Annotated in this window: 30 protein-coding genes; 19 read left to right on the top strand and 11 right to left on the bottom strand. The window is 63.3% G+C overall.

Annotation, left to right across the window (positions count from 1 at the left end; genetic code table 11):
* Nucleotides 1–20: 20 nt before the first annotated feature.
* Together C1A35_RS30755 and hemP are read right to left on the bottom strand one after the other, a co-directional pair.
* Complete coding sequence (locus C1A35_RS30755; protein WP_199773075.1) at nucleotides 21–1,082, bottom strand: hemin-degrading factor; 1,062 nt, start codon at nucleotides 1,080–1,082, stop codon at nucleotides 21–23.
* Nucleotides 1,083–1,092: 10 nt separating this feature from the next.
* On the bottom strand, nucleotides 1,093–1,320 hold the full coding sequence (gene hemP / locus C1A35_RS37375) for a hemin uptake protein HemP (protein WP_104668024.1): 228 nt from the start codon (nucleotides 1,318–1,320) through the stop codon (nucleotides 1,093–1,095).
* 161 nt (nucleotides 1,321–1,481) lie between these two features.
* Here hemP and C1A35_RS30745 point away from each other — a divergent pair, with 161 nt between their 5' ends.
* The 5 genes from C1A35_RS30745 (at nucleotide 1,482) to C1A35_RS30725 (ending at nucleotide 4,157) form a co-directional block, all read left to right on the top strand.
* Entirely contained in the window at nucleotides 1,482–1,919 is a 438-nt protein-coding gene (locus C1A35_RS30745; protein ID WP_104668023.1) for a hypothetical protein, read from the top strand.
* Nucleotides 1,920–2,014: 95 nt separating this feature from the next.
* Nucleotides 2,015–2,920, top strand: a complete 906-nt coding sequence (locus tag C1A35_RS30740; RefSeq protein ID WP_104668022.1) for an energy transducer TonB family protein — start codon at nucleotides 2,015–2,017, stop codon at nucleotides 2,918–2,920.
* Between the two features lie 201 nt (nucleotides 2,921–3,121).
* Nucleotides 3,122–3,535: a DUF2325 domain-containing protein gene (locus tag C1A35_RS30735; RefSeq protein WP_104668021.1), complete on the top strand. Its 414-nt coding sequence runs from the start codon at nucleotides 3,122–3,124 to the stop codon at nucleotides 3,533–3,535.
* Nucleotides 3,536–3,563: 28 nt separating this feature from the next.
* Nucleotides 3,564–3,833, top strand: a complete 270-nt coding sequence (locus C1A35_RS30730; protein WP_104668020.1) for a hypothetical protein — start codon at nucleotides 3,564–3,566, stop codon at nucleotides 3,831–3,833.
* Between the two features lie 9 nt (nucleotides 3,834–3,842).
* Nucleotides 3,843–4,157, top strand: coding sequence for an antibiotic biosynthesis monooxygenase family protein (locus tag C1A35_RS30725; protein ID WP_104668019.1), 315 nt, complete (start codon nucleotides 3,843–3,845; stop codon nucleotides 4,155–4,157).
* A gap of 87 nt (nucleotides 4,158–4,244) precedes the next feature.
* On the opposite strand, the gene C1A35_RS30720 is transcribed toward C1A35_RS30725, so the two are convergent.
* On the bottom strand, nucleotides 4,245–4,613 hold the full coding sequence (locus C1A35_RS30720; RefSeq protein WP_104668080.1) for a DUF423 domain-containing protein: 369 nt from the start codon (nucleotides 4,611–4,613) through the stop codon (nucleotides 4,245–4,247).
* 2 nt (nucleotides 4,614–4,615) lie between these two features.
* A complete protein-coding gene (locus tag C1A35_RS30715) occupies nucleotides 4,616–5,008 on the bottom strand; it encodes a globin domain-containing protein (RefSeq protein ID WP_104668079.1) in 393 nt (130 codons plus the stop codon).
* Nucleotides 5,009–5,148: 140 nt separating this feature from the next.
* Here C1A35_RS30715 and C1A35_RS30710 point away from each other — a divergent pair, with 140 nt between their 5' ends.
* On the top strand, nucleotides 5,149–5,709 hold the full coding sequence (locus C1A35_RS30710) for a TetR/AcrR family transcriptional regulator (RefSeq protein WP_104668018.1): 561 nt from the start codon (nucleotides 5,149–5,151) through the stop codon (nucleotides 5,707–5,709).
* Nucleotides 5,710–5,726: 17 nt separating this feature from the next.
* A complete protein-coding gene (locus tag C1A35_RS30705; protein ID WP_104668078.1) occupies nucleotides 5,727–6,068 on the top strand; it encodes a DMT family transporter in 342 nt (113 codons plus the stop codon).
* A 17-nt stretch (nucleotides 6,069–6,085) separates the two neighbouring features.
* Here C1A35_RS30705 and C1A35_RS30700 read toward each other — a convergent pair whose 3' ends face one another.
* Nucleotides 6,086–7,111 carry a substrate-binding domain-containing protein gene (locus C1A35_RS30700; RefSeq protein WP_104668017.1) on the bottom strand — a complete coding sequence of 342 codons (1,026 nt, stop codon included), beginning with the start codon at nucleotides 7,109–7,111 and terminating at the stop codon, nucleotides 6,086–6,088.
* Between the two features lie 364 nt (nucleotides 7,112–7,475).
* Here C1A35_RS30700 and C1A35_RS30695 point away from each other — a divergent pair, with 364 nt between their 5' ends.
* The 6 genes from C1A35_RS30695 (at nucleotide 7,476) to C1A35_RS30670 (ending at nucleotide 13,657) form a co-directional block, all read left to right on the top strand.
* Nucleotides 7,476–8,738 carry an ABC transporter substrate-binding protein gene (locus tag C1A35_RS30695; protein WP_104668016.1) on the top strand — a complete coding sequence of 421 codons (1,263 nt, stop codon included), beginning with the start codon at nucleotides 7,476–7,478 and terminating at the stop codon, nucleotides 8,736–8,738.
* 117 nt (nucleotides 8,739–8,855) lie between these two features.
* Nucleotides 8,856–9,839, top strand: a complete 984-nt coding sequence (locus C1A35_RS30690) for a carbohydrate ABC transporter permease (protein WP_104668015.1) — start codon at nucleotides 8,856–8,858, stop codon at nucleotides 9,837–9,839.
* Entirely contained in the window at nucleotides 9,839–10,669 is an 831-nt protein-coding gene (locus tag C1A35_RS30685; RefSeq protein ID WP_104668014.1) for a carbohydrate ABC transporter permease, read from the top strand. Before C1A35_RS30690 ends, C1A35_RS30685 begins: the two co-directional genes overlap by 1 nt.
* A 12-nt stretch (nucleotides 10,670–10,681) precedes the next feature.
* Complete coding sequence (locus C1A35_RS30680) at nucleotides 10,682–11,710, top strand: ABC transporter ATP-binding protein (RefSeq protein WP_104668013.1); 1,029 nt, start codon at nucleotides 10,682–10,684, stop codon at nucleotides 11,708–11,710.
* A gap of 106 nt (nucleotides 11,711–11,816) precedes the next feature.
* Nucleotides 11,817–12,608: a ThuA domain-containing protein gene (locus tag C1A35_RS30675; protein ID WP_440271579.1), complete on the top strand. Its 792-nt coding sequence runs from the start codon at nucleotides 11,817–11,819 to the stop codon at nucleotides 12,606–12,608.
* A 5-nt stretch (nucleotides 12,609–12,613) separates the two neighbouring features.
* Nucleotides 12,614–13,657: a Gfo/Idh/MocA family protein gene (locus C1A35_RS30670; protein ID WP_104668011.1), complete on the top strand. Its 1,044-nt coding sequence runs from the start codon at nucleotides 12,614–12,616 to the stop codon at nucleotides 13,655–13,657.
* Between the two features lie 44 nt (nucleotides 13,658–13,701).
* On the opposite strand, the gene C1A35_RS30665 is transcribed toward C1A35_RS30670, so the two are convergent.
* Nucleotides 13,702–14,958: an alpha/beta hydrolase gene (locus C1A35_RS30665; protein WP_199773076.1), complete on the bottom strand. Its 1,257-nt coding sequence runs from the start codon at nucleotides 14,956–14,958 to the stop codon at nucleotides 13,702–13,704.
* A 361-nt stretch (nucleotides 14,959–15,319) separates the two neighbouring features.
* On the opposite strand from C1A35_RS30665, the gene C1A35_RS30660 reads away from it, so the two are divergent.
* The 6 genes from C1A35_RS30660 to C1A35_RS30635 are packed head-to-tail and all read left to right on the top strand — an operon-like array spanning nucleotide 15,320 to nucleotide 21,692.
* Nucleotides 15,320–16,375 carry a dipeptidase gene (locus C1A35_RS30660; protein WP_104668009.1) on the top strand — a complete coding sequence of 352 codons (1,056 nt, stop codon included), beginning with the start codon at nucleotides 15,320–15,322 and terminating at the stop codon, nucleotides 16,373–16,375.
* Nucleotides 16,376–16,424: 49 nt separating this feature from the next.
* Nucleotides 16,425–18,065 (top strand): ABC transporter substrate-binding protein, encoded by a 1,641-nt coding sequence (locus C1A35_RS30655; protein WP_104668008.1) that lies wholly within the window; start codon nucleotides 16,425–16,427, stop codon nucleotides 18,063–18,065.
* A 60-nt stretch (nucleotides 18,066–18,125) separates the two neighbouring features.
* A complete protein-coding gene (locus tag C1A35_RS30650; protein WP_199773073.1) occupies nucleotides 18,126–19,169 on the top strand; it encodes an ABC transporter permease in 1,044 nt (347 codons plus the stop codon).
* Nucleotides 19,166–20,098 (top strand): nickel transporter permease, encoded by a 933-nt coding sequence (gene nikC / locus C1A35_RS30645; RefSeq protein WP_104668006.1) that lies wholly within the window; start codon nucleotides 19,166–19,168, stop codon nucleotides 20,096–20,098. The genes C1A35_RS30650 and nikC overlap by 4 nt, the downstream gene beginning before the upstream one ends.
* Nucleotides 20,095–20,928, top strand: a complete 834-nt coding sequence (locus tag C1A35_RS30640; protein WP_104668005.1) for an ABC transporter ATP-binding protein — start codon at nucleotides 20,095–20,097, stop codon at nucleotides 20,926–20,928. The genes nikC and C1A35_RS30640 overlap by 4 nt, the downstream gene beginning before the upstream one ends.
* Nucleotides 20,925–21,692, top strand: a complete 768-nt coding sequence (locus C1A35_RS30635) for an ABC transporter ATP-binding protein (RefSeq protein WP_104668004.1) — start codon at nucleotides 20,925–20,927, stop codon at nucleotides 21,690–21,692. The genes C1A35_RS30640 and C1A35_RS30635 overlap by 4 nt, the downstream gene beginning before the upstream one ends.
* Before the next feature lie 77 nt (nucleotides 21,693–21,769).
* On the opposite strand, the gene C1A35_RS30630 is transcribed toward C1A35_RS30635, so the two are convergent.
* From C1A35_RS30630 to C1A35_RS30610, 5 genes are all read right to left on the bottom strand, one after another.
* Complete coding sequence (locus C1A35_RS30630) at nucleotides 21,770–22,507, bottom strand: glycosyltransferase (protein WP_158665207.1); 738 nt, start codon at nucleotides 22,505–22,507, stop codon at nucleotides 21,770–21,772.
* A 171-nt stretch (nucleotides 22,508–22,678) separates the two neighbouring features.
* Nucleotides 22,679–23,911, bottom strand: a complete 1,233-nt coding sequence (locus C1A35_RS30625; RefSeq protein ID WP_104668003.1) for a class I SAM-dependent methyltransferase — start codon at nucleotides 23,909–23,911, stop codon at nucleotides 22,679–22,681.
* An 8-nt stretch (nucleotides 23,912–23,919) separates the two neighbouring features.
* The gene (gene rfbG / locus C1A35_RS30620) at nucleotides 23,920–24,987 is read right to left on the bottom strand and encodes a CDP-glucose 4,6-dehydratase (protein WP_104668002.1); all 1,068 of its coding nucleotides are present in this window, start codon (nucleotides 24,985–24,987) and stop codon (nucleotides 23,920–23,922) included.
* Nucleotides 24,984–25,751, bottom strand: a complete 768-nt coding sequence (gene rfbF / locus C1A35_RS30615) for a glucose-1-phosphate cytidylyltransferase (protein WP_104668001.1) — start codon at nucleotides 25,749–25,751, stop codon at nucleotides 24,984–24,986. The genes rfbG and rfbF overlap by 4 nt, the downstream gene beginning before the upstream one ends.
* 97 nt (nucleotides 25,752–25,848) lie before the next feature.
* Complete coding sequence (locus C1A35_RS30610) at nucleotides 25,849–26,958, bottom strand: DegT/DnrJ/EryC1/StrS family aminotransferase (protein WP_104668076.1); 1,110 nt, start codon at nucleotides 26,956–26,958, stop codon at nucleotides 25,849–25,851.
* Nucleotides 26,959–26,993: the final 35 nt, after the last annotated feature.

Genomic DNA, 26,993 nt, shown 5'->3' with positions numbered 1-26,993 from the left:
TGCGTGTCCTATTCTCTGCCTCAGGCGGCGACGGTCGTATCGAGGCGCGGCAGGCCCTCGGCGATCGAGCGCCATTCCGGACGTTCCGCCAGGCCCTCTTTGCGCTTGCCGAAGAACTGAATGATCATCTCGCCCTTGGCGTCCAGCGCCTCGATCGAGGTGACATGGCCGTCGGCCGTCGGCTTGCGCACGGCCCAGAGCTCGGCGATGTGATCGGCGCGCAGGTGCAGGTGGAATGTCGGGTCCATGACGTTCAGCCACGGGCCCATCGTCGCGATCTTTTCGATCGGGCCGGAATGGATCTGGATCATGCCGCGGTTGCCGACGAAGCACATGATCGGCAGTTCGACTTCGGCGCTTGCCTGCATCATGGCCTCGACGCTCTGCGGGTCGAGCTGCCAGGCGAAATCTTCGCCGATGTTGCTCAGCGCCTGGCGGCGGCCGATCTTCAGCTTGCGCAGCATGCCGTGGAACTGGTGGGTGTCGGTCATCTTCGCCCAGCGGTCGCGCAGTTCGGCGACGTCGACGACGGTCTCCGGCTTGTCGTCGGTCGGCTGAACGCTGGCGTCGGCGACAAATTCCTGCGTCTGGTCGTCAAGGCGGAAATCCTGAACGATCTTTTCATAGGCCTCGTCGTTCGATGCGGCGCGCAGGTGCACCTTGTGCACGGCGTTGCCCCATTTGTCGAAGAACTGCAGGCTCTTTCGGGCTTCGCCCTTGTCGTCCGTCTTCGTCACGGCGAAGGCGTGCGCCCAGGCGCTCGGAAAGACGCGAAGGTCGATCTGCTCGCCGAGCACAATGCTCGCCATTTCGCCGGTGGTGATCTTCTCGTAGACGCCGATCTTCTCGTGCACCGCGCTTTCGTTGCGGGTGAGCGCCATCACTTCGCCGAGTTCCTCGACGCGTGACAGGAAGCGGTTGGCGTCGGCATCGATGCGCACGGCGGTCAGCCCACATTCGGCAGCGACCAGCGCGGCTTCGGAAACGCCGAGCTGAGCTGCGATGTCGCGCTCGCGCATCTTCGGGTTTTCGGCGCGGTAGGCGCGGATTTCAGCGGGAGTGGGGCGAAGGCTCTCGGTCATTTTCATCTGCCTATTTGTTCAGGATCAGTTTGCCTTGGCGGGTGATCTTCATGCGGTAGATCGCGCCGTCGTGGGAAATGAGGATCTCGTTTTCGGTGCCGAAGAGCTCGCGACTTTCGATGATCCGTTGCGCCCGCCCTGCCGGCGTCGGCGGCTCGGAGGGGCGCGCGAGATTGTTGTCGTTGGTCACTGCGGTTGGCCGTTTCGAGAAGGGCAGGCCACGCTGTTTTTCCAGCATTTCCTGCCGTGCAATTCGTTTACTATCTTGACTTCATTACTCATATTTATTTATGGACGCAATACCGGACTTACAAACTCAAGTTAGTTGCTGCCGGCTTGTGGACAAGGGCGTGCGGACGGCGCTCGGTGGTGTGCTCGATCCTTTGGAGTGGTGTCGTTATGAAGTTTTCCAGCCTTCCGATTGCTTCCCTTGCGCTTGCGGCTCTGGTCGCCGCAACCGCTGCCAAGGCGCAGGAAACTGCGACGTTCGGAGGCTTGACGATCGAGCTCAACGAGGTGGCGCCGTCCCAGAAGGGCTGCAAGCTCACCTTCGTCGCCGGCAATGAATTCGCGCAGTCGCTGAGCAAGGTTTCCTTTGAGTTCGTGATCTTCGACCAGAAGGGACTGGTCGAGCGGATGGCCGTGCTCGATTTCCGCGATCTTCCCGCCGGCAAGACCAAGGTTCGCCAGTTCGATCTTCCCGGCACCAATTGCGATGCGGTGAAGAGCCTGCTGATCAACGATGCGCCGGCCTGTGTCGGCGATGGCGTTCAGCCGGGCGCGTGCATGAGCGGGATCAAGACCGGTTCGAAGTCTGCGGTCGAACTCAAGGGTTGAGCGGGACGGGAGCTGAGCGGGACCGGGGCTGAGCGGGATCGCGCAATCTGAGCATGAGGTTTGCGTCGCCCTGGCGCGACGAAGGTAAGGCTGCAATGAAGCGTATCGTCATCTGGACCGGGGCCGCGGTCTTCTCGCTTGCAACGCACGGCGTCGTGCTCGCGACCCTGTTTGGCGGCAACCCGCCCGAGACGCAGCTGGATCTGATCGAGGGCGGCGCAAGCGTCGAAGTGGCGCTTCTCGGCGACGCTTTCGAGGAGACGCTTCAGTCGGGCGCGGTGTCCGATGTGGTCGAGCCCACGGAGGACCTTCCCGAGGAGGTCCAGCCCGCCGAAACCCAGCCGGTCGAGGATGTCGCCCCGACCCAGGAGATCACAGCCGAGGAGCCCCACGACCTGACGGCGACCGAAGCGGACGTGATCCTGCCGGCTGAGGAAATGCCGACCCTTCAGGTCGCCGAAGCGGTGGTGACGGCGAGCGTTGCGCCGGTCGAGACCGTTGTGCCGGAAGAAAAGCCCGAGGAGCCGAAGAAGGAAAAGGTCGAAAAGCCGGAGCCGAAGAAGGAGCCGGTGAAGAAGAAGAAGGTGACCCGCAAGAAGGCGGGCGACCAGGGCGAGCAGGCGCAGAACCAGGTCAAGGGCAAGCAGGACGGCCAGGAGAATGGCAATTCCTCCGCAGCGAATGGCAACAGCCGCGCGACCGAAGTCGGGAATGCGAACATGGAGAACTATGGCGGCAAGATCCGCAAGAGGATCACGCGCCGGTTCAAGGTTCCGGCCGCCGCAAGGCGCGACGGCGTATCCGGCACGGCGACCGTCCGCTTCACCCTGACGGCGAACGGAAACCTGACGCGCGTCGGCATCGCGGGCAGCTCCGGCTCGCCGGCGATCGACGAGGCGGCCGTCGATGCGGTTCGCCGCGCTGCCCCGTTCCCGGCGTTTCCGGCCGGAGCGCCGAGCTCCGAATCCTTCATCGTGCCGATGGTTGCGACCGTTCGCTGACTTTCGTCCTCGAGGGCGCTCGGCTCGCAGAAGTTGCAAGAAAAAATATGATGCAAAAACTCATGTTTATACTTTACTCCGTTTATCAAGTTTAATAGGTTGCCCCCGTCACGCAGCCAAAAGGTGTGTGTCGAGAGGAAGTCCCGATGCGACCGGCTGCCGATGAAGGCCCTTGTCGCGCGACCAGACGGAGAAGATTGCATGCGCGGCAAGCGTCACCAGAATGCGGCGAAGAACGGCAAGGGTCGCCCGGCTTCGGAACCGGTCGAGGTCCGCCAGGAGGCCGGCAAGGCGACGCTCGAAGGGCGCAGCTTCCTCTATGTCGGCGGCCGCGATTGCCAGGTGGCGCACTTGCGCGAAATCGCCAGCTCCTTTGGCGCCGAGCTGCTGCACCACGATGGCGGCCTGCGCGAGGCTGTATCGCGCATCGACCGGGTGCTGCCGTCGGTCGACTGTGTCTTCTGCCCGATCGACTGCATCAGCCATGACGCGTGTCTTCGCGTGAAGACCGGCTGCAAGAAGTGGGGCAAGGCCTTCGTGCCGCTGCGGAACGGCTCGAAGTCGAGCCTGGAACGCGCGCTTCAGGACCTGACCACCAGCCGCAACGAGCGGTAATCCTTTGAAGACAAGACGAGAGTTTGCAATGAACGAAGAACGTCCCGACCTCGCCATGATGATCGGTCTGCACAAGCTTGCGGCGCAGCAGGGTGACGGCCTGGTGCCCGAGCTTTACGAGATCCTGACGCGACGGGCGCGCATGGTGGAAGAGAACACCAATGTCGCCGAGTTCCCCGCCTGGCAGACGCGCCCGCCGGTGCGCGATCCGCTCGGCCTTGCGGAGCCGAAAGAAGGAACTATCCTCGCCTTTCCCCGGGCCGCCAACGACGCAGCCCGGAAAAAAGAAAGCGCCTAGGAGTTCCAAATGTTTGTTGCCATGAACCGTTTCCGCATCGCCATCGGCCACGAAGAAGCCTTCGAGGCGGTTTGGAAGGGGCGCGATTCCAGCCTGTCGGAGATGCCCGGCTTCGTTTCCTTCCATCTGCTGCGCGGAGACAGCGTGCCGGAGGAGGGCTACACGCTCTTCGTTTCGAACTCGGTCTGGAAGGACAAGGACTCGTTTTCGGCCTGGACCAAGTCGGAGAATTTTCGCGCGGCCCATCGGAACGCCGGCGATAACAAGGCGATGTATCTCGGCCCGCCGAAGTTCGAGGGATTTTCGGCTGTCGAGGGCGCCTGATCCGCGCGCCAGCGCGCGCATACAATCCTGATTTTGCGTGTTATTCGCCTCCCGGATGGATCTCTCCGGGAGGCGAATTGTTTTGGGTCAGGCCGTCTTTTTCGGCAGGAAGGCGCCGAACGAAACGGCGAGCCAGCCCGCCATGATGGTCGTGCCGCCGAGCGGAGCGGACATCGGGAAGAGGCCGTGGCCTGCAACATGGCGCATCGCGAGATCGGCCGAAAACAGCGCCGTGCCGACAGCGATGAGGAGGGCGGCAGCGGCTGCGGTGCGAAAGTGCGGCCAGGCTGCGTAGAGTGCCACCAATGCCGGGGCGTGGGCGAGGCACATGGCCGAAATGCCGGCGAGCAGGCGCGGGTCGTCGCCATGCGAAGCCGCAGCCGCGCTGACGACGCCCGTCAGCCCCATCAGGCCGGCAACAAAAAGCGTCGTTGCGCGAAATCCGCTGTGCGACATGGTCATTCCTTGTTTTGCATGTGAAGGGCGAGGCGGGTGATCGGGTCGAGGATGATCCGCCTGAGCTTCGGGTGCTCGATCGTTTCCTCAAGCGCCCGGGTAAAGCAGAGCAGCCATTCGTCGCGCTCTTCAGGTCCGATCTCGGCGACGAAATGGCGGCGGCGCAGCATCGGGTGGCCGCGCTTCTCGACATAGATCGGCGGCCCGCCGAGCCAGCCGGTCAGGTACTCGTAGAATTTCTCTTCGCTTCCGGAGAGATCGGGCGGGTGCACGGCGCGGCAGCGCGCCGCTTCCGGCAGCGTGTCCATCAGCTCGTAGAAACGGCGTGTCAGGGCGCGAACCGTCGGGTCGCCGCCGATGGCTTCGTAGAGGGTCGTGGTTTCCGGTTCCGCCATCTTCGCATCCTTCGTTCCACCGGTCCTAGCGCGCGGCGACCGGGCGAACAACGATTTTCAGAACGCGGATTTGCGGCGTTTCATCGCGGTCGAGGGCTGCCTCTCTTGACAAACCGTCCAGACGGTATCTTTATAGCAACATGACAGAAGCTCATCGCCGCAAGAAACAGCCGGAACAGGTGCGCCAGCAATTGCTGGAGGTCGCCGCACGCCTTTCGCACGAGCAGGGGGTGGCCGGCATCACGCTCGATGCGGTGTCGCAGGCAGCCGGCGTCAGCAAGGGCGGGCTGCTGCATCACTTTCCGAACAAGCTCGCTCTTCTTGACGGGCTGTTCGACGATCTGGTGACGCGGTTCAACCGTGAGATCGAGGCGGCGATGGCACGCGATCCGGTGGCGAAGGGGCGCTTCACCCGCGCCTATATCGACGTCTGCTTCGCGCTCGATCCCGCCACCGACGTGCCGGGCTGGCGCATGCTGACGATCGCGCTCATTGCCGAGCCGCACCTGAAGAGCCGCTGGCGTGACTGGGTCGGCCGGCGATCGGTGGAGTTTGCGGAGACCGACGCCTCGACCGGCTGCATGCTTGCCCGCTTTGCCTGCGATGGAGTGTGGCTCGCGGATCTGATGCAGAGCCACGAACTGGACGCCGAGGCGCGGGCCGGCCTCGTTGAAAATCTCAAGGCGCTTTCGGCGCAGTAACGCGGATGGAGTCCCCGATGAACCCCGCCATGCTCTATACCGTCCTGGTTGCAGCCATCGTCTTCGAGGTGCTCGGCACCTCGGCGATGCAGGCAGCGCAGCATTTTACCCGGCTCGGGCCGACGGTCGTGATGGTCGTCTGCTACGCGATCGCCTTCTTCTTCCTGTCCTATACGCTGCGCTTCATCCCGGTCGGCATCGCCTATGCGGTCTGGAGCGGGCTCGGCATCGTGCTGATTTCGCTCGTCGGTTATTTTGCCTTCGGGCAGAAGCTCGACCCGGCGGCCATTCTGGGGCTCGGCCTGATCATTGCCGGCGTGGTGGTGCTCAACCTCTTCTCCAAATCGACCTTCCACTGAGGCGGTCGACGTCGACCCTACGAGCGTTCCGGTGGTGGTGGTGCGGTCGATTCCCTGAGGATCAGTTCCACCGGCCAGAGTTCGTGTACCTCTTCACTCGGCCGGCCCGAGAGCAGTTGCAACACGAGGTCGGCCGAACGCGCGCCCGCCGCACGCATCGACGAGCGCGTCGCCGAGAGCGACGGCACCATGTTGTCGGCCGTGAGGTACGGGAAGACATCGTCATGGGCGATGACGGAGACCTCGCGGCCGATCTCCAGGCCCATCGATCGGGCTGCTCTATAGATGCCGAGCGCCGTCATCATCGAGCCGGCGACGAAGGCGGTGGGGCGCGGGGTCTGTTCGAGGAACGAGCGCGCGAAGCGGAAGCCGAGTTCGTCGGTGAAGTTGCCATGGGCGACGAGGCGGGGATCGAAGGCGATGCCGCGCGCCTGCAGCGCATCGCGGTAGCCCTTGTCGCGGTGAAGCGAGAAGGTGCGGCCCTGCCTGCCGTTGATCATGGCGATGCGGCGATGGCCGAGGTCGATCAAGTGCGAGGTCGCGCGGCGGATGGCGCCCTCGTTGTCGATATCGAGCCAGGCGTGCGGCACGTCGATGTCGGATCGCCCATGCACGAGGAAGGGCATGCCGAGCTTGTGGAGGAGGGCGATGCGCTCGTCGTTCGGTTCGGGCGAATGCACGATCACGGCGTCGACGCGGCCGCTGACGGCGAGCCGGCTATAGAGCTGGATTTCGCCCTTGGGGTCCTTGTCGTCCATCGGGCTGACGAGGATGTCGATATCCTCGGTGCCGAGCCGTTCGGCAAGTCCCCCCATGAATTCGGAGAAATGGAATTCGCCGGACCGCCCCATGACGACGCCGATCGCGCCGGCGCGACCGGTGGCGAGCCTCACCGCATTGATGTTCGGACGATAGCCGAGGCGGGCCGCCTCTTCGGCGACGCGCTTGCGCGTCTTTTCGCTGACCTCGGGATAGCCGCTCAGCGCCCGGCTGACGGTGGTCGGCGAAAGGCCCAGTTGTTGTGCGAACTCCCTCAGCTTCATTCGGTATGCGTTTCCTCAAACCCTGGCCCGGTCCCAGAAATATACAGCTTCGCGGCCGGTAACAATCGGTTTGTCGGTGCCGTCCCGCGCTTCGGTCGGGGGCGGAATTTTACCAAACCGTTTTAAATTGTCGCAGCTCCCCTCCGATTTTATGGGTTTCTGCAGTTGGAGCGCTGAATTTCTTCTCTAGTAATAAGTATCTGAAATTACATGTTAAAGCCTGACAATTCACCGGCATTCGAGATTTTCTAATGTATGGATTGACAGTTTTTCCGTCTTCTGCCAACTTTTTTCAATCCAAACCGCTTTCGAATTTGCCGAGGAGCTTTCGTGCGGTGGAGGGGGAACAGGAGGAGTCGACCCAATGGCAACCATGCTCAATGCCCTGACTTTTTGTGCCGCAATCGTAGGGGCCGGAACGGCCAGTGCCGCCGAGCTTTCGCTCGCTGCCAACACCACCGGCAAGAACGTGAACTTCATTCGCGAGCAGCTCGACATTTTCGAGAAGGAGACGGGGCACAAGGTGAGCCTGGTCACCATGCCGCCTTCGAGCAGCGAACAGTTCAGCCAGTACCGCCTGTGGCTTGCCGCCGGAAACAAGGATGTCGACGTCTACCAGACCGACGTCGTCTGGGCGCCGCAACTGGCCGACCAGTTCGTCGACCTGACGGAAGCGGCCAAGGATGTGGTTGGCCAGCACTTCCCGTCGATCATCGCCTCGCAGACGGTCAACGGCCGCCTCGTGGCATTGCCTGCCTTCACCGACGCGCCGGCGCTCTACTACCGCAAGGACCTGCTGGAGAAATATGGCAAGGCGCCGCCCAAGACCTGGGACGAGCTGGCGGCGACCGCCAAGGAAATCCAGGAGAAGGAGCGGGCTGCCGGCCAGGCGGATCTCTGGGGCTACGTCTTCCAGGGCAACGCCTATGAGGGGCTGACCTGCAACGCACTCGAATGGATCAAGTCGTCGGGCGGCGGCCAGATCGTCGAGCCCGACGGCACGATCTCGATCAACAACGAGAAGGCGGCCGCTGCGATCGACCGGATCAAGGGTTGGATCGGCACGATCTCGCCGCAGGGCGTGCTTGCCTATCAGGAAGAGGAATCGCGCGGCGTCTGGCAGACCGGCAATTCCGTCTTCATGCGCAACTGGCCCTATGCCTATGCGCTCGGCAATGGCGACGACAGCGCGGTCAAGGGCAAGTTCGCGGTCGCACCGCTGCCGACGGCGACCGATGGCGACCAGCCGTCTTCGACGCTCGGCGGCTGGAATGTCGCCGTCTCCAAGTACTCCGAAGACCAGGAAGCGGCGATCGCGCTCGTCAAGTTCCTGTCCTCGGCCGAAGTGCAGAAGCGCCGGGCGATCGAACTCTCCAACCTGCCGACGGTAGCCGCTCTTTACGACGATCCGGCGGTGGCGAAAGCCCAGCCGTTCATGCCTGCCTGGAAGCCGATCTTCGAGAGCGCCGTGCCGCGCCCGTCGGCCGTCACCAAGGTCAAGTACAACGAGGTTTCGGCCAAGTTCTGGGGTGCCGTTCACAATTCGCTCTCCGGCAACGGCACGGCTGCGGAAAACCTCGAACTGCTCGAAATCGAACTCACCGAGATGAAGGGCGATAGCTGGTGATCCTCCCGGGGGCGAGGGGAGTGCTACTCAAGCCTCCCTTCGCTCCACCTGATCACCCCGCATTCCTCTCCGATCAACCGCTCGGCCGCGTGCCGAATGGCAAGGGTGAGTAAAGAGATGACCGACCTTTCCCTCACGGATCCGCCTTCCGCCCTCGGGCAGCAGACCCGGATCCGCTCCGACCTTAACGCCGAGCGCATCCGCTCCGCCTGGATCTTTCTCGCGCCCACGCTTCTGGTGCTCGCACTCGTCGCCGGCTGGCCGCTGATCCGCACTGTCTATTTCAGCTTCACGAACGCGTCGCTGACCAATCTCGACGGCGCCGAGTTCGTCGGTTTCAAGAATTATCTTTCCTGGATCACGCTGAAGAGCGGGCGCACGGTCTTTAACGGCCTGCTTGCCGATCCCGCCTGGTGGAATGCCGTCTGGAACACGCTGAAGTTTTCCGCCCTTTCCGTGACCATCGAGACGGTGCTCGGCCTGATCGTGGCGCTGGTGCTGAACGCCCATTTCCCGGGGCGCGGGCTGGTGCGCGCGGCCATCCTCATCCCCTGGGCGATCCCGACCATTGTTTCGGCGAAGATGTGGGCCTGGATGCTCAACGACCAGTTCGGCATCCTGAACGACCTCCTGCTGGGCCTCGGGCTCATCAGTCACAAGATCGCCTGGACCGCCAATCCGGAGACGGCGATGGTCGCGGTCCTGATCGTCGACGTCTGGAAGACGACGCCCTTCATGGCGCTCCTGATCCTGGCCGGCTTGCAGATGGTTCCCTCGGACATCTACGAAGCGGCCAAGATCGATGGCGTGCATCCGCTGAAGATCTTCTGGCGGCTGACGCTGCCTTTGATCCGGCCGGCGCTGATGGTTGCGGTGATCTTCCGCATGCTCGATGCGCTACGCATCTTCGACCTGATCTACGTGCTGACGCCCAACAACGCGAAGACCAAGACCATGTCGGTGCTGGCGCGCGAGAACCTGTTCGACTTTGACAAGTTCGCCTATGGCGCCGCCGCCTCGACCATGCTGTTCCTGATCATTGCGGCGATCACGGTCGCCTATATGTGGTTCGGCCGCGTCAATCTCGAAGGAGATCGTTGATGGTTGCCACCCTTGCCAAGCGCACGGCGTTCTACGCCCTTGTTGCCACTATCATCGTCATGGCCGTCTTCCCGTTCTACTATGCGGTGCTGACGAGCTTCAAATCCGGGACCGCGTTGTTCCGGGTCGATTACTGGCCGACCGACGTTTCCTTCGAGAACTATGCGGGGCTCGTTTCGAGCGGAACCTTTCTGCGCAACCTTGCCAACTCGCTGATGGTCGCGACCACCGTCGTCGCCGTATCGCTGCTGCTCGCGGTCACCGCCGCCTACGCACTGGCGCGGGTGCGCTTTCGCGGTCGCGGGCTTCTGCTTCTGACGATCCTGTCGGTGTCGATGTTCCCGCAGATCGCGGTGCTTGCCGGCCTTTTCGAACTGATCCGCGCGGTCGGGGTCTTCAATACGCCGCTCGCGCTGATCTTTTCCTACATGATCTTCACTCTGCCCTTCACCGTCTGGGTGCTCACCACCTTCATGCGCGACCTGCCGGTTGAAATCGAGGAAGCGGCGATCGTCGATGGCGCCACACCCTGGGTGATCATCACGCGCGTCTTCATGCCGCTGATGTGGCCGGCGCTGGTGACGACGGGGCTGCTCGCCTTCATCGCCGCCTGGAACGAGTTCCTGTTCGCGCTGACCTTCACCTCATCCGACAGCCAGCGCACGGTCCCGGTTGCGATCGCGCTTCTTTCGGGCAGCAGCGACTACGAAATTCCGTGGGGCAACATCATGGCCGCATCGATCATCGTCACGGTGCCGCTGGTGATCCTCGTGCTGATCTTTCAGCGGCGGATCATCTCCGGGCTCACGGCCGGCGGCGTCAAGGGATAAGGGGAAGAAATCATGGCAGAACTTCAATTGCGCAACGTCCGCAAGTCCTTCGGCGCCTTCGAGGTGATCAAGGGCGTCAGCATGGACATCCGGGCCGGCGAATTCATGGTCTTCGTCGGACCGTCCGGCTGCGGCAAGTCCACATTGTTGCGGCTGATTGCGGGGCTTGAGGAGATCTCTTCGGGCACGCTCTCCTTCGACGGACAGGTGGTCAATCAACTGACGCCGTCGAAGCGCGGCATCGCGATGGTGTTCCAGTCCTATGCGCTCTACCCGCACATGACGGTGTTCGAGAACATGTCGTTCGGCATGCAGCTCGCAGGCAAGGACAAGGAGCAGTGCAGGAAGCGCGTCGAGGCGGCAGCCGAGATGCTGCAGCTCACACCCTATCTCCAGCGCCTGCCGCGGCAGCTCTCCGGCGGCCAGCGCCAGCGCGTGGCGATCGGCCGCGCGATCGTGCGCGATCCCAAGGTCTTCCTTTTCGACGAGCCGCTCTCCAATCTCGACGCGGCGCTGCGCGTTGCGACCCGCATCGAGATCGCCAAGCTGCATCGCAGCATGCACAAGACGACGATGATCTATGTCACCCACGACCAGGTCGAGGCGATGACACTGGCTGATCGCATTTGCGTGCTACGGGATGGGCTGGTCGAACAGATCGGCACGCCGCTCGAACTCTACGAGAGCCCGAATTCGGTGTTCGTCGCCGGTTTCATCGGTTCGCCGAAGATGAACTTCCTGTCCGGTGCGCTCGCCGCACCCTACGATGCCCACACGATCGGCATCAGGGCCGAGCATCTGGAGATCAGGCTAAGCGACGGCAAGTGGTCGGGAACGGTGGTGCATTCCGAAATGCTGGGCTCAGACAGCTACATCTATCTCGATATCGGCGCCGGCGAACCGGTCATTGTCCGGGAAGGCGGCACGTCGCTTCACCGCCCCGGTGAGACGGTTCAGATCTCACCGGTCGGCGACAACATCCACCGCTTCGATGCGTCGGGCCAGGCGCTTGGCCGCGCCCCGATGAGAGGGGCAGCCTGACCAGCTATCCCCATATCGAACGGTTTCTAGCTTCGGGGTCGCCAATGCGTGGCGGCCCCATGGATCGTAAGACGGCATGCCCGAGACGGGCGAACACCCAAGGAGAATGAACGTGCCTATCAGAACAGTTGTTTGGGGCGAGAATATCCACGAGCAGACCAACGAGATCGTTCGCAGCATCTATCCGAACGGGATGCACAACACGATCGCGGCGGCGCTGAACACCGAAGCCGGCATCGAGGCGACGACCGCAACGCTGCAGGAGCCGGAGCACGGCCTCAGCGTCGAGCGTCTTGCCAATACCGACGTGCTTTTGTGGTGGGGCCACAAGGACCATGGCGCCGTCAGCGACGAGATCGTCGAGCGGGTCGCCAAGCGTGTCTGGGAAGGCATGGGCCTGATCGTGCTGCATTCCGGCCACTTCTCCAAGATCTTCAAGCGGCTGATGGGCACCCCTTGCGCACTGAAGTGGCGTGAGGCCGGCGAACGCGAGCGCGTCTGGGCGATCAACCCGCGCCATCCGATCGCCGAGGGGATCGACGAGAACTTCGTGCTCGAGAACGAGGAGATGTACGGCGAGCAGTTCTCGGTACCGGAACCGCTCGAAACCGTGTTCATCTCGTGGTTTGCCGGTGGCGAAGTGTTCCGCTCGGGCCTCACCTGGCGTCGCGGCGCCGGCAACATCTTCTACTTCCGCCCCGGTCACGAAACCTACCCGACCTATCACGACGCCAATGTGCAGAAGGTTCTGCGCAATTCGGTGAAGTGGGCCTACAACGCCGACAACCGCTACACGGCGATCCATGATGCGCCGAACGTGCCGGTCGAAAAGGCGCTGGAGCCGATCGTCGAGCGCGGCCCAAGGCTGCACCAGGCCGGCGAAGCAGGATACAGGTGAGCACCATGCGTCTTCTTGTAGTTGGAACCGGCGGCATGGCGAACAGCCATGCCCAGGCCTTTGCCAAGATCGAAGGCGTCGAAATGGTCGGCGCCGTCGATGTGGATCCCAAGCGCGCGCAGGCTTTTGCCGACAAGCACGGCATCGCCAACACGTTCACCTCGCTCGACGAGGCGATCGCCTGGGGCAAGTTCGATGCGGCGACGAACGTGACGCCGGACAAGGCGCACTACCCGACGACGCTGGCCTTGCTTGCCGCCGGCAAGCATGTGCTGTGCGAGAAGCCGCTTGCCGAGAACTACGCCAAGGCGGCTGAGATGGCCGACGCCGCCGAGCGTTCCGGTCTGGTGACGATGGTCAACCTCACCTACCGCAACGTCGCGCCGCTGCAGAAGGCGCGCGCGATGGTGCTGGCAGGCGAGGTCGGCAAGCTGCGCCACCTTGAGGCGTCCTATTTGCAAAGCTGGCTCGTCTCCAAGGCCTGGGGTGACTGGGCGACGGAATCGCAATGGCTGTGGCGGCTCTCGACCAGGCATGGCTCGAACGGCGTGCTCGGCGATGTCGGCATCCATATCCTCGATTTCGCCGGTTACGGTGCGGGTACCGACGCGTCGCGGGTCTTTGCCCGCCTGAAAACCTTCGACAAGGCGCCCGGCAACCGCATCGGCGAGTACGACCTCGACGCCAATGACAGCTTTGTCATGACGGCCGAATTCGGCAACGGCGCCATGGGTGTCGTCCATGCAAGCCGCTGGGCGACCGGGCATCTGAACGAGTTGCGGCTCCGCCTGCACGGCGACAAGGGCGCGATCGAAGTGGTGCACACGCCCGATGGCTCGACGCTCAGGGCCTGCCTCGGTGCCGATGTCGAAAAGGCAATCTGGCGTGATGTCGACGCCGGCGCCGTTGCGACGAACTATGAGCGTTTCGTGGCTGCCGTCCGCAAGGGCAAGACTGAAGAGCCGGGGTTCCGCCATGCGGCAAACCTGCAGAAGGTGCTCGACCTTGCAATGGTGACGGAAGCCGAGCGGCGCGAGCTGCCCGTCTAGAGCATCCTGCCTTCAGTCGTGCGTTCGCATGAACGCACGACGCTCTAACGGGAATGACGATCGGGGGTGGTGCTTTTGGCAGCTCCCCCGCTTTTCGGCGGTACCCAAGGGGTCACAGCCGAGCCGACGGTGTTTTCCATCGACTGGCCCAGACGGCGCACCTGCGCGTCGTAGTTCTTGCGGGTGTTGGGGTCGAAGATCATGATCGGCGTCGATACCGCAAGGCTCGCGGCACTGCCGACTGTCTGCGTGGCGCCGAGCGTGACGGCGCCCAGGCGCTCGCCGAGCCCGACATCGGAATCGGTCACGGTCTGGCCGGCAATCAGCCGGTTGCCGAGCAGGCGCACGACTTCGGGGCTTTCGGCGAACTTGCCGTGGTTCAGCTTGTCGCCGCCCTTCAGCGCCGTCAGATCGATGACGCTGATGCCGGCCTGTTCCAGTTGCGTGCGATACGGTTCGGCGGTCGGATCGATCTGCCCGAGGCGATCGACATTGCCGGAAATGCGCCTGGATAACGTCAGTGCCCGGTCGTCGCGCGACACGAACAGCGTGAACTTCGGGCGCTTGTCGCCCATGGCCCGGATCTGTTGGCCGAAGACATCGACATCGAGATCGGGCGACGCCAGGATGACATCGGTGATCTTCGGTGCGATGCGTTTGTCGCGGATTGCCATCTGGCGCAGCGCCTCGACCGTCAGCCAGGAGCCCATGGAATGGGCCATGACGGTGATTTCGCCGACCGCAGGATTGCTCGAGGCACGCCTGAGCAGTTCCTCCAGCGCGTCGCGCGAATAGTTGGTGCTTTCCTTGTCGTAGTTGTAGTCGAAGATGCTGGCGCGCGAGGGCCAGGTGAAGATAACTGGGGCGACGTCGGTGCCGCTATCATGCACGATCTGGGCAAACCGATAGACGGCGTCCTCGTAGCGGTTGTTGAAGCCGTGCACGAAGATCAGCACGCGACGGGTCTTCGGCAGATTGCCTTTCAGCCAGCTCTGGACGTCGTTGCCCTCGTTGAGCGGCGTAACGCTGACGGTCGAGAAATCACGCTCCGGATTGGCCGGAAGCTTCTTTGGCCACTGCACCTGGCCGACTTCGCGGTTCTTCTCGGGCGGGATGGAAACGACGATTTCCGTCAGGGAAAGCTGTGCCGACCGTTCGCCGCTGAAAAGCACGCCCGGTTCTGCCGCCGGGGCGCGCGTGGTCGCGACCATCAGGTCGACCTGGGAGGCGTCACCCGTGGTGCCCGATGGGACGAGCACGCCCACAGGACGGCCGGCGCAGGCGACGAGGGCAACGGCCAGAACGAAAGTCGCCGCGACACGGGTCCAATGTCCCTTCGAGCCCGCGAAAGAAGACGAACGCAGCAAACAACCCCCAATGCCGCCTCATGCGGCGCGACAGCCCGAACAGTCGGGTCGGCCCTCTCCATGCATGAGAAACCCGAGATTTTCACCCCTTGACCGGCCCCGGGCGCCTATCGGCGCTGCGTTTGCCGTCGAGCATGCGGCAATCATGCAACATTTCGCTACAGGCAGGGCTGGGTAAAACCCCCTGATATTCATTGAAAAGGCTTTGGGCTTTCACTAGCATCGCTTCGACTTTCCCTTGGACGTGACCCGAACGGCCCGTCCGATCTCCCTGAAATGATAAGGAAATTCAGGAATGCAGGCGGTTTTCGATGGCCACAACGACGTGCTTCTGCGTCTATGGCAGAACGCCCGGAAGGGCCAGGATCCGGTGCGCGAGTTCGTCGACGGTATCGGCGAAGGCCACATCGATGCGCCGCGCGCCAAGGTGGGCGGTCTCGTCGGCGGCCTTTCGGCGATCTACGTGCCCTCGGGAGATCTGGTCCTGCAGCCGCCGGACGAGAACGGTCATTACCAGACGCCGCTTTCTGCACCGCTCGAGCATCTGCCGTCGCTCGCAATCGCCATGGAGCTTGCCGACATCGCCGTGAGGCTCGACCGGGCAGGGGCGTGGATGCTCTGCCGCTCGACGGCCGAAATCCGGGGAGCGGTCGAAAGAGACGTCTTCGCCTCGGTCCTGCATATGGAGGGGTGCGAGGCGATCGGTGCCGATCTTTCGGCGCTCGATACGTTCTATGCCGCCGGCCTGCGTTCGCTCGGGCCCGTCTGGAGCCGGCACAATGTCTTCGGCCACGGCGTGCCTTTCTCCTATCCGATGTCGCCGGACACGGCGCCGGGGTTGACGGAGGCGGGGTTCGAGCTCGTGCGGGCCTGCAACCGCCTCGGCATCCTGATCGATCTCGCCCACATCACCGAGAAAGGCTTTTGGGACGTGGCGAAGACGACCGACCAGCCGCTGGTCGCCAGCCATTCGAATGCGCATGCGCTGACGCCGGTTGCGCGCAACCTGACCGACAAGCAGCTCGACGCCATCAGCGAAAGCAAGGGTCTCGTGGGGCTCAATTACGCGACGACGATGCTGCGCGCCGACGGCCAGGAAAATGCCGCAACGCCGCTTTCCGACATGGTGCGCCATGTCGACTATCTCATCGAGCGCATGGGCATCGACTGCGTCGCACTCGGGTCAGACTTCGACGGGGCAACGATCCCCGAGGAGATTGCTGATGCGGCCGGTAGTCAGGCGCTCGTTGCGGCGCTCAGGAGCGCCGGATATGGTGATGCCGAACTGGCAAAGATATGCCGGGAGAACTGGTGGAGAGTTCTGGGGCAGGCTTGGCACGAGGCCGCCTGAATCCATGAAGAAGGGCCCCAAAAGGGCGCAAACGAGGGAACTTTAAAAAATGATGCACAAGCTCAACGGACGTCTTCGTCTTCTGACTGCTTCTGCGGCGCTGGCCATGGTGATGGCTGCAACCGCACCGGCCTTTGCCGAGACGCCGAAGGACACGCTGGTCGAAGCCTTTGCGATCGACGACGTCATCACCATGGATCCGGGCGAAGCCTTCGAGCTGACCGCGGCCGAAATCACCGGCAACACCTACAGCATGCTGGTGCGCCTCGACATCAACGACACGACCAAGGTCGTCGGCGACCTCGCCGAAAGCTGGACCGTGTCCGACGACGGCCTGACCTATACGTTCAAGCTGAAGCCCGGCCTGAAGTTCGCTTCCGGCAACCCGGTGACCGCTGAAGACGTCGCCTGGTCGTTCGAGCGTGCCGTGAAGCTCGACAAGAGCCCTGCCTTCATCCTCACCCAGTTCGGCCTTACCGGCGACAACGTGACGGAAAAGGCCAAGGCAACGGACGCCCAGACCTTCGTCTTCACCGTCGATCAGCCCTACGCACCGAGCTTCGTCCTGAACTGCCTGACGGCGACGGTCGGCGCGGTGCTCGACAAGAAGCTCGTGCTCGAAAACGTCAAGCCGGTTACCCCGACCGACGAATACAAGTACGACAACGACTTCGGCAATGAATGGCTGAAGACCGGCTATGCCGGCTCGGGTCCGTTCAAGCTGCGCGAATGGCGCGCCAACGAAGTCATCGTGCTTGAGCGCAACGACAACTTCTACGGCGAACAGGCCAAGCTCGCCCGCGTCATCTATCGCCACATGAAGGAAAGCTCGGGCCAGCGCCTGGCGCTTGAAGCCGGCGATATCGACGTCGCGCGCAACCTGGAGCCGGGCGATTACGACGCCGTCTCGAAGAATGCCGACCTCGCCACCACGAACGCGCCGAAAGGCACGGTCTACTACATCAGCCTCAACCAGAAGAACGCGAACCTTGCCAAGCCGGAAGTGCGCGAAGCGTTCAAGTATCTGGTCGACTACGACGCCATCGGTTCGACCCTCATCAAGGGCATCGGCGAGGTCCACCAGAGCTTCCTGCCGAAGGGCGTGCTCGGCGCTCTCGACGAGAACCCCTACAAGCTCGACGTCGCCAAGGCGAAGGAACTGCTGGCCAAGGCCGGCCTCGCCGACGGCTTCACCGTGACCATGGACGTTCGCAACGGCCAGCCGGTCACCGGCATCGCCGAATCCTTCCAGCAGACGCTCGGCCAGGCCGGCGTGAAGCTCGAAATCATCCCCGGCGACGGCAAGCAGACGCTGACGAAGTACCGTGCCCGCAACCACGACATGTATATCGGTCAGTGGGGCATGGACTATTTCGATCCGAACTCCAACGCCGAGACCTTCACCAGCAACCCTGACAACTCCGACGAAGGCAAGAACAAGACGCTTGCCTGGCGCAATGCCTGGGACGTTCCGGAACTGACGAAGAAGACCAAGGACGCTCTGCTCGAGCGTGACAGCGCCAAGCGTGCCGAGACCTACAAGGAACTGCAGAAGACGGTGCTCGGCGAAAGCCCGTTCGTCATCATCTTCCAGCAGACCGAAGTCGCCGGCTACCGCGGCAACGTCAAGGGCCTGAAGCTCGGTCCGAGCTTCGACACCAACTTCGTCGCCGGCATTACCAAAGAATAAGCCGTCTCGAAGGAATAAACCGAAAGGATCGTTCCCTTGAGCATGAGCGGAACAGGGATAGTGGACGGGCGCAGACGCGCCCGTCCCGGTAAGATCGTGGCAGCGGTGCTGCGTTTTCTTGTCGTTGTCGTTACCACCTATCTCGGCCTTCTGGCCGTCACCTTCTTCATCGGCCGGGTGATCCCGATCGATCCGGTTCTGGCCGTTCTCGGCGACCGGGCGCCGACGCATGTCGTCGAAAGGACGCGCGAGGCGATGGGGCTCAATCTGCCCCTCTACCAGCAATTCTTCATCTATGTGCGCCAGGCGCTGACCGGTGACTTCGGCGTTTCGGTGCTGACCACCAATCCCGTCATGACCGACATCCGCCGCGTCTTTCCGGCGACCATGGAGCTCGCAACGCTCGGCACGCTTATCGGCGCGCTTCTCGGCGTGCCGCTCGGCGTTCTCGCCGCCGTCAAGCGCGGCAGCATTGCCGACCAGATCGTGCGGGTCATCGGCCTCGTCGGCTATTCCGTGCCGATCTTCTGGCTGGCGCTCCTGTCGCTGCTCGTCTTCTATGCGCGGCTGAAATGGGTCGCCTATCCCGGCCGCATCGACATCGTGTTCGAATACACGTTCACGCCGATCACCGGCTTTTATCTGTTCGATGCGCTCTGGCAGCGGCAGTGGGACGTCTTCTTCGACGTGTTCCGCCACATCATCCTGCCGGCCTCGCTGCTCGGCTACTTCTCGCTCGCCTATATCAGCCGCATGACGCGCAGCTTCATGCTCAACGAGCTGCAGCAGGAATACATCGTCGCGGCGCGCGCCAAGGGCCTGTCCGAGACCCGGATCATCTGGGGCCATGCGCTCCGGAACGCAGCCGTGCCGCTGGTCACCGTGATTGCGCTCTCCTATGCCGGCCTGCTCGAAGGCTCGGTGCTGACGGAAACCGTCTTCGCCTGGCCGGGCCTTGGCCTCTACATCACCAACTCGCTGCAGAATGCCGACATGAACGCCGTGCTTGGTGGCACCATCATCATCGGTTCGGTCTTCATCGGCATCAATCTCCTGTCCGATCTTCTCTACCGGACGCTCGACCCGAGGACGCGCCAGCGATGAGTACCGTTACCCAGACACGTCCGATGACGCGCCGCGAATGGCTGCTGTCCGATCGCCCGCAGTCGCGCACCCAGGCGCGGCTTGGCCGCGCCTACATGACCTGGCAGCGCTTTGCCGCCAACAAGCTCGCCGTCCTCGGCCTCGTCATCCTGTTGGCGCTGGTCTTCATTGCCGCCTTTGCCGATTTTCTGGCGCCGCACTCGCCCTATATCGGCGATCTCGCCAATGCGCGGCTGCTGCCGCCGGGAACCCCCGGCTACCTGCTCGGCACCGACGATCTCGGCCGCGACATTCTCTCGCGACTGATCCACGGTTCGCGGCTGACGCTCGCCGTCGTGCTCCTGGTCGCGGTCATCGCAGCACCCATCGGGCTTATCGTCGGCGCCGTCGCCGGCTATGCCGGCGGCTGGGTCGATGCGGTGCTGATGCGCATCACCGATATCTTCCTCGCCTTCCCGAAGCTGGTTCTGGCGCTCGCCTTCGTCGCGGCACTCGGACCGGGCATCGAGAACGCCGTCATCGCGATTGCCATCACCTCCTGGCCGCCCTATGCGCGTATCGCCCGCGCCGAGACGCTGACGGTGCGCAATTCCGACTACATCGCCGCCGTGCAGCTCATGGGTGCCTCGCCGATCCGCATCGTCTTCCGCCATGTGATGCCGATGTGCATGTCGTCGCTGATCGTGCGTGTCACGCTCGACATGGCAGGCATCATCCTGACGGCCGCGGGCTTAGGCTTCCTCGGCCTCGGCGCACAGCCGCCGCTGCCGGAATGGGGCGCGATGATCGCGTCGGGCCGCCGCTTCATCCTCGATCAATGGTGGGTGGCAACCATGCCCGGCATCGCGATCCTGATCGTCAGCCTCGGGTTCAACCTGCTCGGCGACGGTCTGCGCGACGCGCTCGATCCCCGGGAGAGCGGCCAATGAATGCGCTCCTGACGGTAGAAGACCTCAAGGTCTCGTTCCCGACCCGCACCGGCCTCGTCGAGGCCGTACGCGGAGTCTCCTTCACGCTCGGCCGCGAACGCCTCGGCATCGTCGGTGAAAGCGGCTCCGGCAAGTCGCAGACCGGTCGTGCGATCATGGGGCTGACGCCTGGTCATGCGCAGGTGACGGCAAAGCAGTTGTCCTTTGACGGCATCGACCTGCTTTCCGCGTCGCCGAAGGTCCGCAGGGACCTCAGGGGCAAGCGCATCGCCATGATCCTGCAGGATCCGAAGTATTCGTTGAACCCGGTCATGAGCATCGGCCGGCAGATCGTCGAGACGCTCAGGCAGCACGAGACTGTCGGCCGCAGCGAAGCCCGGGAGAGGGCACTCGACATGCTCGCGGCGGTGCAGATTCGCGACCCGAAGCGCGTCTACGATCTCTACCCGCACGAGGTTTCGGGCGGCATGGGGCAGCGCGCGATGATCGCGATGATGCTGGTCGCGGGCCCTGAACTGCTCATCGCCGACGAGCCGACGTCAGCGCTCGACGTGACGGTGCAGCTCGAGGTGCTTGGCATCCTCGACAAGCTCGTCGCCGAGCGCGGCATGGGCCTGATCTTCGTTTCCCATGACTTGCGCCTGGTTTCCTCCTTCTGCGACCGGGTGATCGTCATGTATGCCGGCCGGATCGTCGAGGAGCTGGCGGCGTCGGAGCTTGCCAACGCCAAGCATCCCTATACGCAAGGACTTTTGAACTGCATGCCGGCGATCGGGTCTGATCGTCATCCGCTACCGGTTCTCGACCGCAAGCCGGAGTGGGCGCAATGACTTCAGCCGTTTCCGTTTCCAACCTCACCGTCACCTATGACGAGTTCAAGGCGCTGAACGACGTCAGCGTCGAGATCGCGCCGGGCGAATCCTTCGGGCTCGTCGGCGAATCCGGGTCGGGCAAGTCGACGTTGCTCCGGGCGATTGCCGGCCTTGCACCGGTGACGTCAGGCACTATCCGCGTTCATGATCGGGTGCTGTCGGGCGCCAAGCGCGACAAGGCCTTCTATCGCGCCGTGCAGATGGTCTTCCAGGATCCCTACGGCTCGCTGCATCCGCGTCAGACGATCGATCGGCAATTGCTGGAGCCCTTGGCCATCCATGGCGTGGCCGATGGCGAGCGGCGCATTCTGAAAGCGCTTGACGAGGTCGGTCTCGGGTCGGGCTTCCGCTTTCGTTATCCGCACCAGCTTTCGGGCGGTCAGCGCCAGCGCGTCGCGATCGCCCGGGCGCTGATCCTCGAGCCCTCGATCCTGCTGCTCGACGAGCCGACCTCGGCGCTCGACGCTTCGGTCCAGGCGGAGGTGTTGAACCTCCTGGAACAGGTCCGGCGCGACCATAAGCTGACCTTCATCATGGTCAGCCACGACCTCGGGGTCGTCACCCATATGTGTGACCGGCTGGCCGTGATGCAGGGCGGACGCGTGGTTGAGCGACTGTCCTCGGCCGATCTCGTCGGCGGGCGGATCGGCGAGGACTATACGCGCAGCCTGATGGTCGCGAGCAAGGGCTTTAAGCGCAAGGACGCCTCTGCGACCGCGTGACAACGTTTGTCGCGGGCGGGGCCATCATGGTCCCGCCCGTGCGTATTGCGTGTGAAGGCGTGGGCGCGCCGGTTCGCCTACGCGCTTTCGCGCCAGACCGACGTCGAGTTGGTGATCACCTTCTGGATGCGCCGCTGCTCGCGCCATTCCCGGCCCATGTCCTTGATGACCGGGCTTGCTTCGGGCGAGAAGATATAGTTGCGGCGGTTGGCGACATAGGCCTCCAACGCCGGATTGACGCCCGAATAGAACTGCTTCTCCGGATCACGCGCGAGATCCATCAGGCCGGCGCACTGCCGCGCGAAATCGCCGCGAAGGATCGATGGCGACGTCGTGAATTTCGGGAAGGTGCGAAACAACGGGACCTTGATCCCGAAGAGATACGCGTATTCATTGCGCCGATGGAAATGGCCCTTGCGGCGAATGTCCCAGTTCTGGTCCGCGGTGTGGAACGACACCTGACCTATCGCCGGATCGGCGAAGGGCGCCAGGAGTTCCTCGCCCATGTCCCGCAGGGAGATCCAGTCGTCCTCCAGGTGGAAGACATAGTCGGCGCTGGTTGCCGACCAGAGCTTCGCGACGGCCGCGCAGAAGCCCGGGGTCTCGGGCTGGAACACGGTGCCGTCGGGGAAATGGCTGCGGAAGATCTCGACGCAGGCGCGATGGTCCTCATCCGAGCCGAAAATCGGATCGAGATTGAGGTAGGCGCCGCGCAAGTCGAGCCTGGAAAAGATTCTGTCCCGGAAGCTTGCAAGCGTTTGCGCAAGCAGGTCCGGGCGCCGGGTGGCGACAAGGCATAGGTCAATCGTGGACATAGCACCTCCTTGGGTGCATTTTTTTCAACCGTCAATACCCACGCCACCCCCGACGTTCACTTAAATCGTGCCGAATTTACGGCAAAGTCACCGAATTTACGGCAAAGCGACCTAAGGAGCGGTTCAACGCGGCCCGGTTGAGGAACTGTCCACACTTCCCGGCGTCGAAGATTAGAAGACGCTCAGCTTCGGAATGGCGACGACGAAGCGGCCGCCCCAGTCGCGGATCGCCTCGTTGTCGGCGACGATTTCGGTCTTCAGGTTCCAGGGCAGGATGACGAGATAATCGGGCTTTGCATCCTCGATCACCGCGGGCGCATGCACCGGAATATGGGTGCCCGGCAGGAGCTTGCCCTGCTTCAGGTCGTTGCGATCGACCGCAAAAGCGATTTCGCTGGGCGACAGGCCGCAGACGTTGAGGAAGGTATTGCCTTTCGCCGCGGCGCCATAGGCGGCTACGGTTTTTCCCTCGGCCTTGGCGTTCGCCAGGAAGTTCTGAAAATCCTTGCACACGGCTGCGATGCGGTCGTCGAATGCCGTGTAGGTCTCCATGCGCATCAGTCCGGCAAGCGCCTCTGTCGCCCTGAGCCTCTCGAGCTCCAGCGTGGTCTCGCGCACGCCCGATCTCAGCTGGGCGTAGACGCGCAGGGAGCCGCCGTGGGTCGGCAGTTCCTCGACATCGAAGACCTTGAGGCCGGAGCTTTCGAAGATGCGTTCGACCGCCGCCAGCGACAGATAGGAATAGTGCTCGTGGTAGATCGTATCGAACTGCACCCCTTCCATCAGGCGCAGAAGATGCGGGAATTCGAAGGTCGCCACACCATCCGGCTTCAGCAGAATGGCGAAGCCGGCGACGAAGTCGGCGATATCGGGCACGTGCGCAAGCACGTTGTTGGCGGCCGTGAGGTCGGCGCGAATGCCGCGCTTGACGAGCTCCGTCGCCGTCTCGCGTCCGAAGAAGGCGACCTCGGTCGGAACCTTCCGATCTTCGGCGAGCCTTGCCGCATTGGCGGCCGGCTCGATACCGAGCGCCGGGATGCCCTTGGCGACGAAATACTGCAGCAGGTAGCCGTCGTTCGAGGCGATCTCGACGACCTGCGAGTTGTTATCGAGCGCGAAACGCTCGGTCATGGTCTCGGCGTAGCGGCGCGCGTGTTCGAGCCAGCTTGTCGAGAAGGAGGAGAGGTAGGCGTATCCGTCGGTGAAGATTTCATCCGCCGGTACGTTTTCCGTCGTCTGCACCAGCAGGCACTCGGAGCAGACCATCGCCTTCAGCGGGAACGAACGTTCGCGGGCAATCGCTTCTTCGGTCGGCTCGAGAAACGAATTGGACCAGGGCGTTGAACCCAGATCGGCGACGACGGTCTTGAGCGGTGTCGAGCAGAAACGGCAGTTGTGGGACATCGAAGTCGTTAGCCTCTCATGAATGCGTCGATTTGGCTGCGTGTCAGGTCACGGGCGCCGGCACCGCGGCGCCAGCCGTCATACCAGTGCGCGGTCCAGGCGATTGCCTCGTCCTGCGAAAGACGGGTTCTCCATGACAACGTCCTTGCGGCAAGCGCCGGATCGAGGCCGAGCGTCTGCATCTCGCGCGGCTGATCCTGCGATGACGCGTCGCGCCATTGCGCGGGCAGGCCCATTGCGGTCTGGATGGCCGCCGCGACGTCCCGGACCGGGATCTGTCGCTCGTCCGGAGACGGGCCGAAGTTCAGCGTCGTCACATCGGTCATGCCGCCATGAAGCGCCTCAGCATAGACGAAGTAACCGTTGAGGCAGTCGAGCACGTGCTGCCAGGGCCGCGTCGCCATCGGACTGCGGATGTCCAGCGTCTCGCCGGAAAGGGTGGCGCGGACGATGTCGGGAACCAGCCGGTCGGCGGAAAAATCCCCACCGCCGAGCACGTTGCCGCCGCGGGCGGTCGCTACCCCTATGCCGCGCTCACGCAGATAGGAATCCCGCCACGTCGAGACGACAAGCTCGCAGGCAGCCTTCGAACCGGAATAGGGGTCGTGGCCGCCGAGCGCGGCTTCCTCGGGAAAATGCCGACCGCTTTCGTCGTTGCGGTAGACCTTGTCGGTGGTGACGACAAGGATGGTCTTGAGGGCAGGGGCTGCGCGCGCCGCTTCAAGCAGGCGCACCGTGCCCATGACATTGACGTCGAAGGTTTCGGCCGGCGTCCGGTAGCTCTCGCGCACCAGAGGCTGGGCCGCCATGTGAAGGATGATTTCCGGGTCGCAGGCGCGAACGGCAGATCCGAGTGTGTCGACGTCACGGATGTCTGCGAAATGTTCGCTCGCGGCGGTTTCCGGCCCGAGCAGTGCGTGCAGCGAGGGGGCGGTCGCCGGCGACAGGCCGTAGCCGGTGACTTCAGCGCCCATTTGCGTCAGCCACAGGCGAGCCCAGCTGCCCTTGAAGCCGGAGTGCCCCGTCAGCATCACCCGTTTTCCGGCCCAGAAGGACGGGTCTGCAAGTCGGCTCATGCCCAGACTTTCCAAGGCGCAGCTCCGCTTTGCCAGAGGTCTTCGAGCTGGTTCTTGTCGCGCAGCGTATCCATCGGCCGCCAGAAGCCCGCATGCTCGAAGGCCATCAGCTGCCCTTCTGAGGCGAGACCCTCCAGAGGCTCCGCTTCGAACGGCGTGTGATCGCCTTCGATGCGATCGAGCACCGAACGGTTGAGAACGAAGAAGCCACCATTGATGTGACCGTTGTCGCCGGCCGGCTTCTCGATGAAGCTTCTGACCCGTCCGTCGCTGACGGCAAGCGCGCCATAACGGCCAGGCGGGACCACGCTGGTGACCGTCGCCTGGCGGCCATGATGGCGGTGGAAATCGGTCAGGGCCTTGATGTCGATGTCGGCGACGCCGTCACCGTACGTCAGGCAGAACGTGTCGCCGAGATGGTCGGCCACGCGCTTCAGGCGTCCGCCGGTCATGGAGTCCGTTCCGGTATCGACGAGCGTCACGCGCCAGGGCTCGGCCTTGTTCGAATGAAACAGGGTTTCGCCCGTCGCCATGCAATAGGTGACGTCGGAAGAGTGCAGGACGTAGTTGGCGAAGTATTCCTTGATCATGTAGCCGCGATAGCCGAGGCAGATGACGAAGTCCGAGAAGCCGTAGTGGCTGTAGATCTTCATGATGTGCCACAGGATCGGCCGGCCGCCGATTTCGATCATCGGCTTCGGCCGGAGGTGGCTTTCCTCCGAGATGCGCGTGCCGTAACCACCTGCGAGAATGACGATTTTCATGCGGCGCCCCGTATTTGCGCCTGCCCTTGGTATGGCGCATTGCAAGGTTCTAATATCCTGGCGACCTTGCGCGGAGGTGGTCTCGAAGCGGCTGCCGTCAGGCGGCCAGGCAGCCGCGCAGGACCTCTACCACGCGGCCGATCTCGTCGGGCGTCATGTCGTGATAGCTGGGCAGATTGATCGCCCGGCCGGGCAGGTCGTAGGCATTGGTGTTGACCGGCACCTCTTCGAAGGGCGGCAGCGAGCTCAGCGGCCAGAAGAAGACCCGCGCATCGATGTTTTCGGCCGCAAAGGCGTCCTGGAGCGTCTCCCGGGTGACGCCGGTTTCCGGCGCGAAGACCACCGTCGGCATCCAGAAACCGTTCTTCGTTCCCTCCGGCTCCGGGTTCATCGCGACCGCGTTCACGCCCTTGAGTTGTTCCTGATAGGCGTAAAAGATCGCGCGTTTGCGATCGACCAGCTCGCCGACGCGTTCGATCTGCGCCAGGCCGATCGCAGCCTGCAGGTTCGACATCTTGTATTTGAAGCCGATTTCATCCGGCCAGAACTGCTTCTTCTGCCCGCGGGCGCGGCCGTGATTGGAGAGCGTCAGCACCTTTTCGTAGAGCTTCTCGTCGCTGGTGACGAACATGCCGCCTTCGCCCGTCGTCACCGTCTTGGTGCCGTGGAAGGAAAAGGCGCCGAAGGCGCCGAGCGATCCGGCCTTGCGTCCGCGCCACTCCGAGCCGAGGGCTTCGGCGGCGTCCTCGACGACAGGGATGCCGTGCCGCGCGCCGATGTCCAGCAGCCGGTCCATGTCGCAGAGGTTGCCGTAGATATGGACGGCGACGATCGCCTTGGTCCTTGGCGTGATTGCCGCTTCCGCCTTCTCCGGGTCGATGCACCAGCTGTCGGAAAGCACGTCGACGAATACCGGCTTTGCTCCGAGGTGGACGATCGGGGCGGCCGAGGCGGTCCAGTTGGTATCGGCGAGGATGACCTCGTCCCCCGGCCCGACACCGAGGGCGGCAAGGCCCATGTGCAGCGCCCCGGTGCAGCTCGATGTCGAGATCGCGCGGGTTGAGCCGAGATGGGCGGCGAAGGCAGCTTCGAAGCGGTTGATGTAATCGTAGCAGCGCTCGCCCCAACCATTCGCCGCCGCGTCGGTCGCATAGGCCACCTCGCGGTCGGTGATCGAGGGTTTGGTGTAGAGGATGCGGGGTTTCATGGAGGAGCGCCGTTCGATCAAACTGTGATGTTCAT

This window comes from Ensifer adhaerens (assembly GCF_002940685.1).
GTDB lineage: Bacteria > Pseudomonadota > Alphaproteobacteria > Rhizobiales > Rhizobiaceae > Ensifer > Ensifer adhaerens_E.
The sequence above is the reverse complement of the archived record's forward strand: the minus strand, read 5'-3'. Positions and strand labels throughout refer to the sequence as shown.